Raw genomic sequence first — 19,608 nt, 5'->3', positions numbered from 1 at the left:
TTAGCGGGTCAGCTGTCGAGGAGGGCGAAGATCTCCTCGTCGGAGGCCTGGTGGGCCTCCTCGGTGGAGATCCCCGCCGGTGGTTCGGTGGTCGCGCCCCGGCTGGGCACGAGCCTGGTCAGTGCGTCCCTGGCGACCGCGACCAGGCGGACGCGCTCCACGTCGTCCAAGTGCTCGAGCCGGGCGAGGGCGGCTCGCAGCGCGGCCTCGGGAGCCGACGGCGCGCCGTCGTCGAGACCCGCCGACTCGCGCGCGAGGGTCTCGTGGAGGAAGGCGGCCAGGGCGTCGATGGTCGGGTGGTCGAAGGCGAGGGTGGCGGGCAGTCGCAGACCGCTGAGCGTGTCCAGCCGGTTGCGCAGCTCGACGGCGGTGATCGAGTCGAAGCCCATCTCGCTGAACGCGCGCGTCGTCTCCACCGCCTCCACGTCACGGTGGTCGAGGACCTCGGCCACCACGCCGCGCACCGTCTGGGCGATGGCGCGACGCGCCGCCTCCGGCGCGGTTCCCGGCAGGACTTCGATGCGTAGTGAGTGCTCGTGGCCCTGCCCGTCGTGCCCGTGCTGCCCCTCGTGCCCGGGGTGGTGATCGGCCGGCGCTGATCGCGCCTGCGGGACCAGGCCCCGGAGCGCGCTGGGGAGTGCGCCGCGGGCGTGACGGCGCAGAGCGTCGGGGCGCCAGGCCGCGCCGACGAGACGGGTCGCGCCGGACGCGAGAGCCTGGTCGAGCACGGCCAGCCCCTCCTCATCGGACAGGGCCGCCACGCCGCTGCGCTCGAGCCGGGCGCGCCCCGCCGGATCGAGGCCGTCCAGCATGCCTCCGGTCCAACGGCCCCACGCGAGCGACGTCGCGGGCAGGCCGGCCAGGTGACGGTGTGCGGCCAGAGCGTCGAGCGCGGCGTTGGCCGCCCCGTAGGTGCCCTGACCGGGGCTGCCGAGGAGCCCTGCGATCGAGGAGAACAGGACGAAGAAGGACAGGTCGCGGTGGCGGGTGAGTCGATGGAGGTGCCAGGCGCCGTCCACCTTGGGCCGCATCACCTGCTCGACCTGGTGGGGCGCGATCCGCCCGATGCTCGCGTCGGCGAGCACGCCGGCCGCGTGCACGACCCCGATGAGCGGGGCCTCGTCACGGATGCGACCGAGCACGGCCTCGAGGGCCGCGGCGTCGGCCACGTCGCAGGACTCCACGTCGACGGCGGTCCCGAGCGCTTCGATCCGGGCGACCAGGGCCTGGGCTCCCGGCGCCGTCGGTCCGGTGCGGGAGACCAGGAGCAACCGGTCCACGCCGGGGCGCGTCGCGAGGTGCTCGGCGACGACCGAGCCGAGCCCGGCGGTGCCGCCGGTGACCAGGACGGTGCCGTGGCGCAGGGGCGGGGTGGTGTCGAGAGGGCCCTCGGTGCGGCTGACCGCGACGATCCGGGGCACGAGCAGGTCGCGGCCGCGGATCGCGATCTCGGTCTCGCCTGATGCGGCCGCGGACCGGACGCGTGCCCAATCGGTCAGGTCGGGCTCGGTGCCGCCGGCGTCGGCGTCGGTGTCGAGGAGGACCAGTCGGCCCGGGAGCTCGGCCTGGGCGGCGCGCACCAGACCCGCCACGGCTGCGGCGCAGGGGTCGGTGGCGCCGGGCCCGGTGGCGCCGCGGGTGCGGATCACGAGGAGGTCGTCGGGAGAGCGGGCAACCCACGGGCGGACGACGTCGAGAGCATCTGCGAGTGCGAGGCGGACACCGCGCGGGACATCCTCCCCGGACGCCACGGGTGCGATGTCGACGACCAGCGGGGGGCGCCGGTCAGGGCCCGCCTCGGCGCTCGCCGGGGTCCAGGTGAGCTGATAGGCCGAGCGCGGCCCGCCCAGGGCCCTGGCGGAGAGTTCACGCACGGTGACCGACTCGATGGTGAGGACGGGCCGTCCCGACGGGTCGGTGACCTCGACGCCGAGCCGGTCGCCCTCGGTGCTCACCCGCACGCGCAGCATGCGCGCATCGGTGGTCGTGGCGCGGATGCCGTGCAGGACGAACGGGACCAGCAGCGTGTGGTGCTCGGCGCCGTCGCGGGCGGCGTCGGCGAGCAGCGAGGCGTGCAGGACCGCGTCGACGACAGCGGGGTGAACACGAGACGTCTGCTCGAGCACGCCCGGGGCCTCGATCTCGCAGTAGAGGACGTCGCTGCCGCGCCACGCCCGGCGCACCCCTCGGAATGCTGGACCGTAGTGGTACCCGCGCCCGTCCAGGGCGTCGTAGCCGGCGTCGACGGCGACCGGCTCCGCATCCGGCGGCCACGCTGTGGCCCACGCCGTCTCGGTGTGCGGGACCTCGGCCGCCGCCGCGGCGGCGAGCGTGCCCGAGGCCGCTGGTGTCCACGGATCCTCGGGACAGGTGCGGGCCGAGAGCCGGGCCGCTCGGGCCGAGGTTCCGTCGTCGTCGTCGACGACCAGCTGGAGGAGCAGCTCGCCGTCGACGGGGACGACGAGGGGTGCCGCGAGGGTCAGCTCCTGCACGACGTCGAGCCCGACACGGGCGGCCGCGCCCAGCAGCATGTCGAGGACCGCCGAGGCCGGGATCACCATCGCGTCCCCGACGACGTGGTCGCGCAGCCAGGGGTGGTCGTGTCGCACGCGCCCACTGAGCACGACCCCACCCCGGTCGAGGTCGATCGCGGCACCAACGAGCAGCTGGCCGGAACTCCGCAGACCGTGGGCGGCGAGGTCGGCGGGCGGGTCGGGGTTGTCGAGCCAGAACCGGCGACGGGAGAAGGCGTAGGTGGGGAGGTCGTGCACCACGTCGGTGCCGGTGCCGCACAGCGCGTCCCACGCCACCGGCACTCCGCGAACCCAAAGGTGGGCGAGCGCGTCGAGGTAGCAGGCACTCTCCGCGTGTCCGTCGCGTCCGGTGGGCACGGCCGAGGCGGTGCGGTCCTCGAGGCAGTCGGCTACCAGATGGCTGAGGGCGGCGCCGGGCCCGATCTCGACGTAGGCGCGGGTCCCGGCCGCCTCCAGGAGCGCGACCGTGTCGGCGAAGCGGACGGCCCGCTCCACGTGCGCCACCCAGTACTCGGGGTCGGTCCAGCTCGATCCCGAGGATTGGCCGGTGACGCAGGTCAGGTCGGGCTCGGCGAGGTGGACGGTGGAGACGACGGCGCGGAATTCCGCGAGCATCGGCTGCATCAGGGGGGAGTGGAACGCGTGGCTCACCGGCAACCGCCGGACCCGTAGCCCCTGGTCGCGCCAGCGCTGCACGAGCGTGGCGAGCTCGGCGTCGGCTCCCGAGACCGTCACCGCGCGAGGTCCGTTGACCGCGGCGATCGCGACCGCTTCGCCGAGACCCGCGAGGTCGGTGCGGACCTCCGCCTCGGCCGCCGCGACGGCGTACATCGCGCCCCCCGGTGGGAGGGCCTGCATGAGACGTCCACGTGCGGCCACCAGGCGTGCGGCGTCGTCCAGCGAGAGCACTCCGGCCACGTGGGCCGCCGCAAGCTCTCCGACGGAGTGCCCCGCGACCGCGTGGGGCGTGACGCCGTGGGCGGCGAGCAGCCGGAAGAGCGCCACCTCGAAGGCGAACAGGGCCGGCTGCGTCCACCCGGTCTGGTCGAGGAGGCCGGCGTCGGGACCCTCGGGGTCGGCCCACATCACCTGCTCGAGCGGTCGGTCGAGGTGCGCGTCGAGCGCGGCACAGACCTCGTCGAACGCCGCGGCGAACGGTGGATGGTCGCGGTGGAGTTCGCGGCCCATGCCCAGGCGCTGAGCCCCCTGGCCCCCGAACAGGAACGCGACGCTCATCGGGGCGGCGACCTGCCCGCGGGTCACCCCGGGAGACGAGGCGTCCTGGGCCAGAGCATCGAGCCGGGACAGCACGTCGTCCCGGTCGGCGCCGTGGACGACGGCGCGGTGTCGGTGGTGGGCCCGGCCGGTGGCGAGGGCCCGTGCCACGTCGGCGGGTGCGAGCGTCGCGTCGTCGACCAGCATCCGGTGCAGTCGCGCCGCCTGGGCGGGGAGCGCCGCGTGCGTGCGCGCGCTCACCGGGAGCGCGAACGCCGTCGGGAGCGGTGCGCGGGGCGGGGTCGCCGACTGGGCCGCCGCAGGAGCCTCTTCCAGCACCACGTGGGCGTTGGTGCCGCTGATGCCGAACGAGGACACGGCGGCACGCCGGGGCCGGCCGCGGTCGGGCCAGGGCTGGTGGTCGCGCAGGAGCGAGACAGGGTGCGCCGCCCAGTCCACCTGGGGGGACGGGCGGGTGACGTGGAGGGTCGCGGGCATGGTCGCGTGGCGCAGCGCCATGACCGCCTTGATGACCCCGGCGACTCCCGCGGCCGCCTGGGTGTGCCCCAGGTTCGACTTCACCGATCCGACGTGGACCGGCTCGTCGGCGGGGCGTCGACCGTAGGTGGCGAGCAGCGCCTGGGCCTCGATCGGGTCTCCGATCCGGGTGCCCGTGCCGTGCGCCTCGACGAGGTCGATGTCGCGGGGGTCGAGTCGGGCGTCGGCGAGGGCGGCGCGGATCACCCGTTCCTGCGCGGGACCGTTGGGCGCCGCCATCCCGATGCTGCGACCGTCCTGGTTGACGGCCGAGCCGCGCACCACCGCGAGCACGGGGTGCCCCAGGCGCCGGGCGTCGGCGAGGCGCTCGAGCAGCAGGGTGCCTACGCCTTCGGACCAGGCGGCGCCTGCGGCGTCCTCGGCGAAGGCGCGACAGCGTCCGTCCGGGGACAGTGCTCCCTGGCGGCTGAACTCGACGTAGCTGTCCGGGGTGGCGATCGTGGTCACGCCGCCCGCCAGCGCCAAGGAGCACTCGCCGTGGCGCAGCGAGCGCACAGCGAGGTGGAGCGTGACGAGCGAGGACGAGCATGCCGTGTCGATGGTCATCGCAGGACCCTCGAGCCCGAAGGTGTAGGACACCCGCCCGGCGAGGACGCTCGCGGCGTTCGAGGTGAGCAGGGTGCCCTCGAGGGCCTCGGGGTGGCAGCCGATGAACCGCTGCGCGTAGTCGTTGTACATGGTGGCCGCGAACACGCCGGTGTCGCTGCCGCCCAGGGCAGTGCCGTCGACGCCGGCTCGCTCGAACGACTCCCAGCACGTCTCGAGGAACAGCCGGTGCTGCGGGTCGGTCGCCAGGGCGGAGCGGGGGCTCATCTCGAAGAAGTCGGCGTCGAAGTCGGCGAGATCGTGGAGGAAACCCCCGCGGCGCACCGAGAACGTTCCGGGGGTGGCGCCGTCGGGGTCGTAGCGGCGCTCGACGTCCCAGCCTCGGTCGGTGGGGAAGTCACCTGTCGCGTCGGTTCCGGTCGAGACGACCTCCCAGAGGTCCTCGGGACTGGTGACGCCGCCGGGGAAGCGGCAGGCCATCCCGATGATGGCGATCGGCTCCGGACGTCGGTGGCCCTCGCCGGCGGCCAGGCGGCGTCGTGCCTCGGCCAGGTCGAGCGTGACGCGTCGCAGGTAGTCGCGCAGCTTCTCCTCGGTCGTCATGGTCCTCCCTCCTCAGGTCGTCGTGTCGGGTGGGTGCGGTGGCCGGTCCGCGAGCTCATCTGTTGTCCAGGAACTCGAACAGCTCGCTGTCGGATGCGGCCTCGATCGCCGAGGTCCGGGCGGCCGCATCCGGGCTCGTCCCGAGGTTCCGCAGAGAGTCCTGCAGCAGGGCGCGCACCTCCTCGAGCACGGTGGGATCGGCGGCGGCCAGCCGTGCGGCGGCTTCGAGGGCCTCGCCGAGCTCGAGCCGGGGTGCGGAGGCCTCCGGCACCAGCGACCCGACGAGGTGGTCGCGCAGGGCCAGGACGGTGGGGTGGTCGAAGGCGAGCGTCGCGGGGAGCCGGAGCCCGGTGACGGCGGTCAGCCGGTTCCGCAGGTCGACGACGGTCAGCGAGTCGAGCCCGAGGTCGACGAACTCCTGCTCGGCCGAGACCAGGGACGGGTCGTTGTAGCCGAGCACGGCGCTCACCTCGCGCTGCACGAGGGCGAGGACCTCGGCCTCGGCCTCGTCTCGGCTGAGCCCGGCCAGGATCGTGGCCAACGGTGCGGCGCCTGCGGAGGTACCCGCGGACGCGCCCGCGGAGGACGCGGACGTCGTGGTGACAGGTGCCGCCGACGGGAGTCGGACGGGCCGGGTCTGGTCTCGACGGGAGGTGGTTCCGGGTGGCGCGGCTCGGCCCCCGGGGACCGCGACGACGTCGCGCAGCACCGATGCCACCGGTGCCGCCGCGTGGCTCCACGCGGCGGCGACAGCCTCGGTGGGGCGGAGACGCAGACACTCGTCGAGAAGGGCGAGCGCCTGCTCGGGCGCCAGCGAGCCGATGCCCCGGCGTGCGAGCCGGGCCAGGTCGGCAGGCTCGAGGGAGCCGGCCATCGACGCCGGTACCTCCCACAGCCCCCAGGCGATGGAGGTGGAGACCAGGCCCTGCGACACCCGTCGGCGCGAGAGCGCGTCGAGAGCGGCGTTGGCGGCGGCGTAGTTCGCCTGGCCCGCGGTGCCGACCGCGCCGGCCACCGACGAGAAGAGCACGAAGGCCTCCAGGTCGAGATCGCGGGTCAGTTCGTGCAGGTGGACGGCGCCGTCGAGCTTCGCGGCGAGAGCGGCCTCGAGGTCCTCGACGGTGAGCCGGTCGACGGGAGAGTCTCGGTGCTCACCCGCGGCGTGGACGACGACTCCGATCGGGTGGGCCGGATCGACGTCCGCGAGCGCGGCGGCCAGTCCACGGCGGTGCGTCACGTCGACGGCGCGGACCACCACGTCGGCACCGAGCTCCTCGAGCCGCGCCACGAGCGGCCCGGCACCCTCCGCGCGGTTGCCGGTGCGCGAGAGCAGGAGGAGGTGACGGGCTCCATGACGGACGACGAGGTGCTCGGCGACCAGCGCTCCCAGGCCGCCCGTGCCGCCGGTGATGACGACCGTGCGCCCGGGATCGAGGCCGGCTGACGGGTCCGGGTCGGAGGTCGTGACGGCATCGACCTGCCCGTCGGAGACGGAGGCCGGGGTCAGGGGCTGAAGACGCGCCACGCGCACGCCGTCACCGGACCCGAGAAGCTGGTCCTCGCCGGTGGCGACGGCCTGGGCCAGGTCGGCCCACCCGCTGAACTCGTCGTCGAGGCAGGCCAGGACGAAGCGGCCGGGGTGCTCGGCCTGCGCCGAGCGGACCAGGCCCCAGCTGGCGTCCGTCGTCGTGGTGACGACGACGAGTCGGCTCTCGGCGAAGCGCTCGTCAGCCAACCACGCCTGGATCGCCTCGAGGGCGTGCATGCACGCAGACCGGGCCCGTCCGGCGTCGTCGTCCTCGTCGTCTGGATGGGTGCCGGGAGGGGCCAGCACGACGAGCTCGGGCATGCCGTCGGGACTCTGATCGGCGACCGAGGCCAGGTCGTAGAACTGCCGCAGCCTCACCGCGGTCGCCGCGAGGCTCTGTGCCAGGTGGTCCGCGTCGCCGACCAGCGCCCACTCGGCGCCGGTCAGGTCGCTTGCGGCGTCGGGGCCGTCGGCCCACGTCAGGGCGTGGAGCTCAGGATCCGGGGCGGGCGCATCCTCGGCACCGGCCGCGGAGCCGAGCACGGCCCGGCTGACCCGGCGCAGCACGAGCTCATCGACCGAGGCCACCGGAGCGCCGGCGGCGTCGAAGAGCTCGATGCCGATCCGGTCCGGCCCGAGCCGGGTGACCCGGGCTCGGGCCGCGGCGTGACCGGACTGGAAGGCACGCACGCCTCGCCACTCGAAGGGCACGACCAGCTCGTCGGCGGTCGCCGACTCGAGCACCAACGGGTGCAGGACGGCGTCGAGGAGGCCGGGGTGCAGGGTGTAGCCGCCGGTGGACCCCGTGGCGTCGTCCACGACCACGTCGGCGACATATCCGTCGTCGGTGTGCCACGCCCGCAGGAGCCCCCGGAATGCGGGTCCGTAGTCGTACCCGAGGAGCCGGAGGTCGTCGTGGAGGGTGTCGAGGGGGATCTCGGCCCCCGACGGGTCGGTCGCGTCGGTCCCGAGGCTCCCCTGCTCGGCGGTGACGGGCTCGCAGGAGCCGACCACGTGGCGTGTCCACGGCCGTCGCGGGTCGCCCTCGTCCCGCGCGAACAGGGTCAGGTCGCGTCGCCCGTCGTCGTCCGGCTCGCCCACCGTGACCTGCACCTGGACGCCGCCCTCTGCGGGCAGGACCAGCGGTTCGAGGACGACGAGGTCGCCGATCTCGGTGCAGCCCGAGTCGTGGGCTGCCGCCACGGCCATCTCGACGAACGCCGCGCCAGGCACGAGGGTCACCCCGGCGACGACGTGGTCGGCGAGCCACCCGGGGGTGGCGGCGCTGAGCCGCGCGGTCAGCGTGCGCCCACCGTCGCCACGGGCCAGCAGCGCCCCGAAGAGCGGGTGGTCCACCTCGTCGACGCCCCGCAGCCGGAGCCCGGGATCGGTGGCGGGCAGCCAGTAGTGGCCGTTCTGGAAGGGATAGGTCGGCACCGCGCACGAGCTCGGGCCGGTACCCGACACCTGGGTCCAGTCGACCGGGGCGCCAGCGGTGAACGCCGCCGCCACGCTGCGCACGAACTGCTTCCAGCCGCCGGCCCCCCGCCGCAGCGACGCGACGGCGGAGCCGGACCTACCCAGGACGTGGAGGGTCTCCTCGGCGTGGGCGGTGAGCGCGGGGTGCGGGCTGGCCTCGATGAACAGCGGACGGGCCACAGTGGCGCTCGCGCTGGCCACGGCCTCGGTGAAGAGCACGGGCTCGCGCAGGCCGCGCCACCAGTACTCGGGCCCCAGGTCGAGCGGGTCGATCGCGGTTCCGGTGACCGAGGAGACGATGGGGACCGAGGCCGCCTGCGGGGTCACCTCGGCGACGGCGGCGCGGATGTCGTCCTCGACCCGGTCGATGTGGGGCGTGTGGGCGGCATAGCCGATGGCAACGCGGCGCAGGGGCAGCCGGTCCCCGTGGGCGCGCTCGAGGGCGTCGAGGGCCTCGAGGTCGCCACCGACCACCGAGTCGTGTGGTGAGCTGTGGATCGCGACCCAGAGCCGGTCGGACCACGGCGAGATCAACTCGGTCGCCTCGTCCGCGGTGAGGGGCACCGTGACCATGCCGCCCACTCCCGCCAGGCCCCCCAGCACTCGGCTGCGCCGGACGACGAGCCGGGCGGCGTCGGTCAGGGAGACCGCCCCGGCGACGCAGGCGGCGGCGATCTCGCCCTGCGAGTGCCCGATGACGGCCGCGGGGGCGACGCCCACCGAGCGCCACAGGGCGGCGAGCGAGTACATGACGGCGAACAGGGTGGGCTGGATGACCTCGGCCGTGTCCAGGGCCGGAGCGCCGGCCTCGTCGCGGACGACGTCGAGCACCGACCAGTCGATGTGGGAGCCGAGCGTCCCGTCGACCTCGCACATGGCGTCCCAGAAGACCTGGCTCTGGTCGAGCAGGTCGCGCGCCATCCCGACCCACTGGGTCCCCTGACCGGGGAAGAGCAGGACAGGCTGGACCTCGGCCAGGGCCGTGCCCGCGATCACCGCCGGATGGGGTCTGCCCTCCGCTACGGCGTCGAGAGCCTCGAGCAGGTCCGTCCGGTCGTGCGCCACGACGACGACGCGGTGCTCGAGCCGGGAGCGTCGGGCCAGGGTGCGTGAGGTCACCGTCAGGTCGGCCGTGACGGCGTGCTCACGCAGCCGTAGCGCATAGTCGATCAGTCCGGCCGCCGAGCGCGCGCTGAACACCCAGACCGTGGGGGCGTCCTCGGCCGCCGCCACGGGCTGGATCGCCTCCGACCCGGTGAAGCTGTCGGGGGCGGCGTCGGTGGCGCCGTCGGGGGAGGTCGGGGCCTGCTCGAGCACCAGGTGGGCATTGGTCCCGCTGATCCCGAACCCGGAGATGCCCACCCGTGACGGGCCGGGCGCCTCGGCGTCGAGCGGCACCGGAGAGTCGAGCAGCCGGACGGTGCCGTCGGACCAGTCGATGTGGGGGGAGGGGATCTCGGCGTGCAGGGTGCGCGGGAGGGTGCCGTGACGCAGCGCCTCGACCATCTTGATGAGGCTGCCGACCCCGGCCGCGGCCTGGGTGTGTCCGAGGTTCGACTTCAACGAGCCGAGCCATACCGGGTTGCCAGGGTCGTGGGCCGCCCCGTAGGTCCGTCGCACCGCCTCGGCCTCGATCGGGTCGCCGAGCGAGGTGCCGGTGCCGTGGGCCTCGACCGCGCTGACGTCCTCTGCGTCGAGGCCGGCGTCGGCGAGCGCCTGGCGGATGACCCGCTCCTGCGCGGCGCCGTTGGGCGCGGTCAGGCCGTTGCTGCGGCCGTCCTGGTTGACGGCGCTCCCGCGGATCACCGCGAGCACCTCCCGACCGGCGCGCACTGCGTCGGTGAGGCGCATGAGGACGACGACACCCGCGCCTTCGGACCAGCCGGTGCCGTCGGCGTCGGCCGAGAAGGCCTTGCACCGGCCGTCGACCGAGAGCCCCGACTGGCGACTGAACTCGATGAACATGCCCGGTGTCGTCATCACGGTGACGCCGCCGGCCAGGGCCAGCGAGCACTCCCCGCGTCGCAGGGACTGCACCGCGAGGTGCAGGGAGACCAGCGACGACGAGCACGCCGTGTCGACGGTGAGGGCGGGGCCCTCGAGGCCGAGGGTGTAGGCCAGCCGGCCCGAGACGACGCTGAGGGCCGAGCCCGTCAGGAGGTGGCCGCCGCTGTCGCCTGCGGGCTCGTGCATGCGCGGTCCGTAGGCCTGCGCCATCGCGCCGGCGAAGACGCCGGTGGGTGTGCCACGCAGGCCGGCGGGGTCGATGCCGCCTCGTTCGAGGGCCTCCCACGCGACCGTCAGCAACAATCGCTGCTGGGGGTCCATCGCCATCGCCTCGCGGGGACTGATGCCGAAGAACGGGGCGTCGAAGGCCGCCACGTCACGCAGGAAGCCACCGAAGCGGGTCGCGCTCCGACCCTCGGCGGAGGCCTCCTGCGAGAACAGGGACTCCAGGTCCCAGCCCCGGTCGAGCGGGAACTCGCCGACGGCGTCGCCGCCGGTGTCGACGAGGCGCCAGAGGTCCTCGGGGGAGTCGACCCCACCGGGGAAGCGGCAGGCCATGCCGACGACGGCGATCGGCTCGGTGGTCCCCGACCCGGACTGCGAGATGCCCGCGCGAGTCTCCGCGGTAGCGACGGTGTCCGGTGGTGCGGCGACGGGACCGCCCGGCGTGTGCCCGAGGTGGAGATGCTCGGCCAGCAGCCCCGGCGAGGGGCGCTCGAAGAGGAGTCCGGCGGGCAGCGCCAGGCCGCACGTCATCTGGAGCCGGTTGCGGATCTCGAGGGCGCCCGCGGAATCGACGCCCAGGTCGCGGAACGCCTCGGAGGCTTGCTCGGGCGACAGCGGCCGGTCGAGGACCGCGCCCACGGTGCTCAGGACGAGGTCCAGCCAGTCGGCGGAGGTGCGCGGGCGCACCGCGGCCGCGGACTGGACGTCCGCGGACCGCTCGCCCACCCAGTGCCGCACCCGCTGCAGCGGGTACGGAGGGAGCGAGGGCAGCGTGCGGAGGGGGGGCGCCGTCGCCGTCGGCCAGCTGATCGGGGCCCCTGACACGAAGGCATGGGCCCGTGCCCGCTCGAGCTGGACCGGCCCGCCCTGGCCTCGGCGCAACGTCGGCACCGCGACGGCGTCGACGCCGGCGTCCTGGATCGTCTCCTCGATCGCCGGGCACACCACCGGGTGCGGGCTGGCCTCGACGAACAGGCGCGCACCGGTGAGGGCGGCGGCGCGGACGGCGGCCCCGAAACGCACCGGCCTGCGCAGGCCCTCGAACCAGTAGTCCGCGTTCATCGTGGTGGGGTCGATCACGGTGCCGGTCACCGACGAGACGACGGTGACCTCGGCGGGGCGGGGACGGATCTCGGCCAGGGCATCGAGGATCTCGGCGCGCAGTGGCTCGACGGCTGCTGAGTGGGAGGGGTAGTTCACCTCGACCAGCCGGGCGCGGTAGCCGGCGACGGTCAGCTGGCCCTGCAGCTCGGCCAGCTCTGCGGCGGAGCCGGAGACCACGCAGGCCGAGGGCGAGTTGAGCGCGGCGATCGTGGCACCCGGGGCATGGTCGGCGATGGCGGCCTCGACGACCTGCTCGCCGGCCTGCACCGACAACATGCCGCCGGTCCCAGCGATCCGGGCGAGAGCTCGGCTGCGAAGGGCCACCACCCGCGCGCCGTCGGCCAGGGACAGGGCCCCGGCGGCTGTGGCGGCAGCGATCTCGCCCTGCGAGTGCCCGAGCACCACGGCCGGGCGTAGTCCTGCCGCGCGCCACACCTCGGCCAGGGCGACCAGCATCGTCCACAGCACCGGCTGCACGACGTCGACCCGGTCGAGTGACGCGGCGTAGTCGGTCTGGGACAAGACGTCGAGGACCGAGAAGTCGACCAGCCCGTCCAGGGCCTGCGCGCACTCCTCGACGCGGTGCCGGAAGGGCGGGCACGTGTCCAGGAGCTCGGTGGCCATGCCATCCCACTGGGAGCCCTGCCCCGGGAACACCAGGGCGGTGGTGCCGGCGCGCGCCTGGCCCACGATGGCGTCGGGATGCGCCCCGCCGGCGGCCACCGCGGCCAGCGCGCTCGCGCGGTCGCCGAGGCAGACCGCGCGGTAGGGGAGCAGGATCCGGGTGCGCAGGAGGGCCTGGGCGACGCCGTCCGGGTCGCGCGTGCCCGGCTCGAGCACCCGGGCCGCCTGTGCCCGCAGTGCGGCACCGCCGGCAGCCGAGACGACCCACGGCACCGAGGGCGGGAACGGTGCTGTCGGCTCGGGAGGGGGCGCCGGCGCGGGTGCCGCGCCGAGGACCACGTGGGCGTTGGTGCCGCCCATGCCGAACGAGCTGACGCCGGCGTGGCGTCCAGGGGAGTCCCATCTCTCGGTGGCGGTGACCACGCGGATCCCGGCCGCCTCCAGCTGGATGTCGGGGTGCGGCTGTTCGTACCCGACCGATGCGACGAGCGCGCCGTGCTCGAGACAGAGGCCTGCCTTCAGCAGGCCCACGAGCCCGGCGGCGCCCTCGAGGTGCCCGACGTTGGTCTTCACCGAGCCCACCGCCAGAGCCGATCCGGTGCGAAGTCGTCCGATCGCGGCGCCGAGCGCCGCTGCCTCGACCGGATCACCGACCCGCGTGCCCGTTCCGTGGAGCTCGACGTAGTCGACGTCGTCGGGGCCGAGGCCGGCGTGATCGAGGGCACGGAGGATGACCGCCCGCTGCGCCTCGACGGTCGGCGAGGTCAGCGCCGCCCCGCCGCCGTCGTTGTTGACGGCGCTGCCGCGGATGACGCAGCGCACCGGGTCACCGTCGGTCAGCGCCTGGTCGAGCGGCTTGAGGACGAGGGCGACGCCACCCTCCCCGCGGACGTAGCCGTTGGCGCGGGCATCGAGGACGTGGCAGTGCCCGTCGGGCGAGAGCGCGCCGAACTCGGAGATGGCCCGCGTCGTCTCATCGAGGAGCATCAGGTTGACCCCGGCGACGATCGCGAGCTCGCTCTCGCCCGAGCGCAGGCTCTCGCACGCCAGGTGCACCGCGACGAGCGCCGAGGACTGACCGGAGTCGACGGTGAGGCTCGGCCCGCGCAGTCCGAGCACGTAGGACAGGCGGTTGGCCATCATCGAACGCTGCAGGCCCGTGTACGTGTGCTGGCTGTACGGGGGCTGGCTGTACGGGGACTGGCCCGGCACCGCCGCGAGGAGGCGGTCGACGAGCGTGGGGTACTCCTGGCCGATGCCGGCGGTGAACACCCCGACCGGTCGGCCGCGCAGCCGCTCTGTGGTCGTTCGCGCGTCCTCGAGGGCGTGCCAGGCCAGCTCCATGGCCAGCCGGTGCTGCGGATCCATGGCTGCGGCCTCGTCGGCCTCGATCCCGAACAGCTCTGCGTCGAAGCCGGCGGGCGAGTCGATGAAGCCGCCGCGCCAGCGCGGGGTGGTGGCACCCGCACTGGTGGGCCACCGGTCGGTCGGAGCGTCGGTGATGGCCGCCGTTCCCGCGTCGAGCAGGCGCCACAGCTCGTCAGGGCCGTCGGCACCTGGCAACCGGCACGCGATCCCGACGACGGCGACCGGATCTTGGAGGGCTGTCATCTCCACGTCACTCCTCGGCGCCGGATCGCCCGGCGAGCAGGCCCGCCTGGAAGCGGCTCACGGCCCCGAGCTCCTGCATCAACGAGGCGATGTGACGACGGCAGGTGCGTACGGAGAGGCCGAGCTTGCGAGCGACCACCTCGTCGGTGTGCCCCTGCCCCATCAGCGCCATCAGGCTTCGGCGCAGGTCGTCGGTCGCGCCCGCGTAGCCGACGTCGAGCAGGTCGGCGGTCACGGCGGCATCCCATTGCTGCTCGAGCACCTGCACCGTGAACCCCACGAGCGCGGGGTCGTCCTTCAGGACCACGGCCGAGCCGCCCTCACCGAAGAGGACCGCGGACGCGCCGTCGAACACGATCGCGCGGTGCGGCACCTGGGCCAGGGTGCGGACCTTCGCGCCCAGGTCGGTCAGTGCCCGGAGCCGGGCTCGGGTTGCCAGGTCCGCCCGACTGCGGTGCTGGCACACGATGCGGACCTCGACGCTGTCCGGAAGCGACCGTGAGCACAGGTCGAGCAGGCCGTCCAGATCGTCGCCGTCGCCGGTCTGCACCACGAGCACGTCCCGCTCACAGGCCGAGGCCATCACCTCGAGGTGTCCTTGTACCAGGGCCGGGCCCGCCAGGCGCTCGACCCGGTCACGAGATCCCGGCCCCACCTGCCGCGCGGACTCGAACTCGGCCTGGAGCCGGGCCGCCCGTTGCCGGACCAGGGCGATCCGTCCGCGCCGGTCGCAGATCTCACGCTCCATCGGCGAGACCTGGATGGCGGCCGCGACCGCCGGCTCGACCGGGACCAGGCGGTCCGGCGATTCCGGGGAGGGCGTGAGCAGTCGCTGGTGCATCAGCTGCTCCACCACCAGCGCCACGCACGCGGTCGGCAGGTCCAGGCATCGGGCGACGTCATCCTGGTCGGTGATCTCCCCGCGTGCGACGGCATAGCGATAGACGTCGGCGAGGGTCCCCTCGTCGACCGACGGCATCGCCGGGTCGAGCGGTGTCGGGACTGACTGCAGTGCTGTGGTAGCCATGCTGCGTCCTCCTGTCTGGTTGCCGATCAGGTCCAGGCCAAGTAGGTCAGGAGCCGCTCTCGGACCGGTGCGCGACCGCTGTCGGGCGACGAGAGGGATCCAAGAGAGAAGGAGGGGCGATCCGAGAGCGCCGAGGGCTTACCTGTGGTTCCTCGCCTCCCCGCACTCGATCCCTCAGGAGTTCGCATGAACCTCGACACGCACCTCGCCACGAGTCACGCCGCGAGTCAGACCGCGAGCCAGACCGCGAGTCAGACGGTGAATCTGCGTCTCCTCGCGGTCGCCGTAGCCGTGGTCGCCGGCGTTCTCGCCGTCCTCTGCGTCCTGGCTGCCTTCGCCGTGAGTGTCGCCCCGGCCCAGGCAGGGGACTCGCCCTGGGACCTGCGCGGTGGCTCCGTGGGATCCGCCACCTCGCAGTCGTGAACGCACCAGCCCGTGGCCGCCTCCGGCGGTAACGCCGTTCCTCCACGCCACCTCGGCGAGCGTGCCCTTGGGGCCGGCTGCCGGGTGTGGTTCGCCGACCTGCGCGACCTCGACGGGGTCGGCGACCCCCGAGGTGACCTGCTCGACCTGCTGTCGGTGGGCGAGCACGAACGCAGGCGCGCGCTGGCCCTGCCCGCCGACCGGGACCGGTTCACGGTGGGTGTGGCGATGATCCGATGGTGCGCGGGCATGCACCTGGGTCGCGCACCCGGACGAGTGCGGGTGGAGCGCCGCTGCTCGTGCGGCAGGCCCCACGGCAAGCCGGCGATCCCCGGCACCGGGCTGCATCTCTCCCTCTCCCACTCCGAGGATGCGGTGGTGCTCGCCGCGACGACGCGGGCGCCGATCGGGGTCGACGTCGAACGGATGGAGGCTCGTGACACCACCGGGCTGGCGTCGGTGGCCCTGCACGCCTCCGAGCGCTGCTTGAGCCCACGCGACTTCTACCGGTACTGGTGCCGCAAGGAGGCCGTGCTGAAGGCGACCGGCGCCGGACTGCGCGTCCCGCCCGCGGAGGTCGTCGTGTCCTCGCCGCGGGAGTCCGCGAGGCTGCGCGGGTACCGCGGACGCGGGGAGGACTGGGCCTTGGTCGACCTCGCGTCGCCGGAGGGCTACGCCGCGGCTCTCTGCATGCTCGCCCCTGGCCCCGTCGAGGTGGTCAGCGACACCGCCGGCGGTCTACGCGCGGCGCTGGCTGGCTCTTCCTGAGGCACGTGGACGATGGGTTCACCAGTTCGTCGTGCGAAAGACGTTTGAGAACGACGCGAGTGCGCGACCATCAGGACACGCCCAACGGGCCCGGTTGCTCGTTACAGTGGCGCTGGCGATGATGACGACGACGAGGGACACCGGCGTCCCGTCACGATTCGCCGGGATCCGGGAGTCATCCCCGCGCGCGGGGTGGACCGGGGGGAGCGCCGGAGCACGTCGGGAGGAGAAGCATTGGACCTCAGGATCCTCGGGTCGATGGAGCTCTCCTCCGCCTCGGGGCACCCGATCCGGATCGGCGGGCACCGTGAGCACGTGGTCCTGGCCCTGCTCGCCCTGCGGGCCAACCGGGTTGTCTCGGGCGACGAGCTGATCGACGCCGTCTGGGGCGAGCGGCCCCCCTCCACGGCGAAGGGTCAGATCCAGGGCTGCGTCTCGACCTTGCGCAAGCTCTTCGCTCGCCACCAGCTCTCGGCGCAGATCCTCACGCAGCATCCCGGGTACCGGCTCGAGGTGCCCGTCGAGGCGCTCGACGTCGGGCGATTCGAGCGCTTGGTGGCCGAGGGACGCCGCCAGGCCGCTCGCGACGCGGGCCCGGAGGCGGCGGCCGCCCTGCGCGAGGCCCTGTCGCTGTGGCGGGGCAACGCGTTGGAGGGCATCGCGAGCGAGGTCGTCGAGCGCGGCGCGGCCACCCTCGACGACGCTCACCTGAGCGCCACCGACGACTACGCACGAGTGATGCTGGCCCTGGGGCGCCACCGCGAGCTGGTGGGTCACCTGCAGGAGGTGGTGCAGCGCGACGGGTTGCGAGAGGACAGCTACGGCCAGCTGATGCTGGCGCTCTACCGCTCGGGACGGACCTCCGACGCGCTCGGAGTCATGCGGACGGCTCGGGCCACGCTGGCCGACGAGCTGGGGCTCGATCCCGGCCCGCAACTCCAGGCCCTCGAGGCGAGGATCCTTCGCAACGACCCTTCGCTGATGGGTGGGATCGTCGACGGAGACCACGACGACGACCGGCATCCCGACGTGCCCGTGGCCGGGCCAGAGCCGGCCAGCGCGTGGGTGAGCCCGCGCCAGCTGCCGCGCGCCGAGGCCGACTTCGTCGCGCGTGACGAGCAGATCGCCGAGATCACCGCGCTGCTGCGGCCAGACCCGGCGCGGAGCGCGGACGACTACGCGGTTCCCATCATCGGCATCTGCGGGCCGGGTGGCGTCGGCAAGTCCGCGCTCGCCCTCCGGGTGGCGCACGAGGTGGCCGAGCACTATCCCGACGGTCACCTGTTCGTCGACCTCCAAGGGCCTGAGGCGGAGGACCGCACCACGGTGCTGCTGGCCCGGCTGCTGCGCGCGCTCGGCCTGTCCGGCTCGGCGATCCCCGACGACCGCGACGAGCGGGCCGAGCGGTTCCGCAGTCTCGTGTCCGGCAAGCGCATCCTGGTGATCCTCGACGGCGTGCACTCCGAGCAGCAGATCCTCCCGCTGCTGCCCGGCAGTCGCACCTGCGCCGTCATCGTCGCCACCCGGACCCGGCTGGACCTGCTCACCGGTGCCCGGTGGTTCACCCTCGACGTCCTCGACGTCGCGCACTCCCTCGAGCTGCTCGGGCGGATCGGTGGCCGCGACCGGATCGCGGCTGAGCCCGAGGCGGGCAGCCGGCTGGTGACCTACGCCGGCGGCCTTCCGCTCGCGCTGCGCATCGCGGGAGCGCGGCTGGCCTCACGCCCCCACTGGCGCATCGCGGAGCTGACGCGCCGGATGGAGAACGAGATGCGGCGCCTCGACGAGTTCAGCCACCGAGGGCTCGAGCTGCGCTCGAGCCTGGGTACGAGCTTCCGCGCGCTGCCCGGCCACGCCAAGGTGCTGTTCCGGCTCCTCGCTCTCGCGCAGACGTCCCAGATCTCGGGCTGGGTGGCCGCCGCGCTGTGCGATGAGGACCTCGACTCCGCCGAACGGAGTCTCGAGATCCTGCTCGACGCCCACCTGCTCGAGCCGGTCGGTGCCGGCGAGCCCCGCTACCGGCTGCACGACCTGGTGCGTGTCTACGCCCTGGAGCTGCTCAAGGAGACCGACTCGCCCGAGGCTCAGGAAGCCGCCTTGCGTCGGCTCCTGGGCGCCTGGCTGGAACGCACCGACCGCGCCCACCGCGCCGAGTACGGGGGCGACTACACCACCCTGCACGGGTCGGCACCGAGGTATCGGGCCGCCGGCGACGACACCCTCCCCGAGGAGGGTCCGCTCGCGTGGTTCGAGGCCGAGCGGGCCAACCTCATCGCCATGGTCAGGCTGGCGGCCGGGTCCGACCTCGACGAGGTGTGCTGGGACCTCGCCCTGTCGATGGTGAGCCTCTTCGAGGTGCGCGCGCAGTACGACGACTGGCGCGACACCGCCGAGCTCGCGGCGGAGGTGTGCGAGCGGCGCGGCAACCTGGTCGGGCTGGCAGCGTCGCACTACTCGCTGGGCACGCTTAACCATGCGATCAAGGACATCGACGAGGCCGAGCGCCACTTCGCGAAGGCGCTGGGGTTGTTCACCGCCGTCGGGCACACACACGGTGAGGCCCTGACCCTGCGCAACGCGGCTCTCGTCGACCGGGTGCGGGGCGACGTGGCCGCGATGGACGACAAGTGCCGTCGGGCGTTGGAGAAGATGCGCGAGGTCGATGACCCGATCGGCGAGGCCAACGTGCTGCGCGTGATGGCCCAGCAGGCGATGCGGGTCGGAGACCACGACCTCGCCGGCACCCTCCTCGCCGACTCGCTCGCCCTGTGCCGGGCGGCGGGCTACCGGCGCGGTGTCGCGCAGGTCGAGGCGCGCGTGGCGGAGCTCCACCTCCTCAGCGGCCAGACCACGCAGGCGCTGCAGATGCTCCGCGGGCCGCTGTCGACCGTCCGTGAGCTCGGCGACCGGGTCGGTGAGTCGCACCTGCTGCACCTCCTGGGCCAGGCCCGACTCCGCGGTGGTCAGACCGAGATGGCCGAGACCTCCTTCCGCGACGCCAAGAAGATGGCCGCCCAGACCGGGGCCCAGGTGATCGAAGGCCGGGCGGCCTTCGAGCTGGGGCAGCTCGAGGTGCTGCGTGGCAACGTCGGCGCCGCCGTCACCGAGCTGACCCGAGCCCGCGAGGTGTTCGCGGGGCTGGGTTCGGCGTTGTGGCACGCCAAGACCCTGCTGCTGCTGGCGGAGGTGGGTGACGAGCCCGGAATCGACGCGCTGGCGGGCGACATCGACCTCGTCAGCGACCAGCTCGCCTCCCACGAGGACGACGTGTCGGTGCAGCTGCGCCACCAGTTGGCACAGGTGCGGGCCATGTCATCGCAGTCGTCGCAGCCGTCGCAGTCGTCGCGCCCGTGACC

The 19,608-nt window shown here is 73.9% G+C and carries 6 protein-coding genes; 3 read left to right on the top strand and 3 right to left on the bottom strand.

The window, feature by feature from the left end:
- Nucleotides 1-8 precede the first annotated feature (8 nt).
- From WMR31_RS15800 to WMR31_RS15790, 3 genes are read right to left on the bottom strand one after another with little or no spacing between them, the layout of a single operon-like run.
- Complete coding sequence (locus WMR31_RS15800) at nt 9-5,456, bottom strand: SDR family NAD(P)-dependent oxidoreductase (RefSeq protein ID WP_340539824.1); 5,448 nt, start codon at nt 5,454-5,456, stop codon at nt 9-11.
- Nucleotides 5,457-5,511: 55 nt separating this feature from the next.
- The gene (locus WMR31_RS15795; protein ID WP_340539823.1) at nt 5,512-14,034 is read right to left on the bottom strand and encodes a type I polyketide synthase; all 8,523 of its coding nucleotides are present in this window, start codon (nt 14,032-14,034) and stop codon (nt 5,512-5,514) included.
- A 7-nt stretch (nt 14,035-14,041) separates the two neighbouring features.
- Nucleotides 14,042-15,061, bottom strand: a complete 1,020-nt coding sequence (locus WMR31_RS15790) for a helix-turn-helix transcriptional regulator (RefSeq protein ID WP_340539822.1) — start codon at nt 15,059-15,061, stop codon at nt 14,042-14,044.
- Nucleotides 15,062-15,247: 186 nt separating this feature from the next.
- Between WMR31_RS15790 and WMR31_RS15785 the strand changes: the two genes are divergently transcribed.
- The 3 genes from WMR31_RS15785 (at nt 15,248) to WMR31_RS15775 (ending at nt 19,606) form a co-directional block, all read left to right on the top strand.
- Nucleotides 15,248-15,484, top strand: coding sequence for a hypothetical protein (locus WMR31_RS15785; RefSeq protein ID WP_340539821.1), 237 nt, complete (start codon nt 15,248-15,250; stop codon nt 15,482-15,484).
- A 12-nt stretch (nt 15,485-15,496) separates the two neighbouring features.
- Nucleotides 15,497-16,252 carry a 4'-phosphopantetheinyl transferase family protein gene (locus WMR31_RS15780; RefSeq protein ID WP_340539820.1) on the top strand — a complete coding sequence of 252 codons (756 nt, stop codon included), beginning with the start codon at nt 15,497-15,499 and terminating at the stop codon, nt 16,250-16,252.
- A 258-nt stretch (nt 16,253-16,510) separates the two neighbouring features.
- Nucleotides 16,511-19,606, top strand: a complete 3,096-nt coding sequence (locus WMR31_RS15775) for an AfsR/SARP family transcriptional regulator (RefSeq protein WP_340539819.1) — start codon at nt 16,511-16,513, stop codon at nt 19,604-19,606.
- The last annotated feature ends 2 nt before the right edge of the window (nt 19,607-19,608 follow it).

It is taken from the genome of Nocardioides epinepheli, assembly GCF_037936805.1.
Lineage (GTDB): Bacteria > Actinomycetota > Actinomycetes > Propionibacteriales > Nocardioidaceae > Nocardioides.
This window is presented reverse-complemented; position numbering and strand designations above follow the sequence as displayed.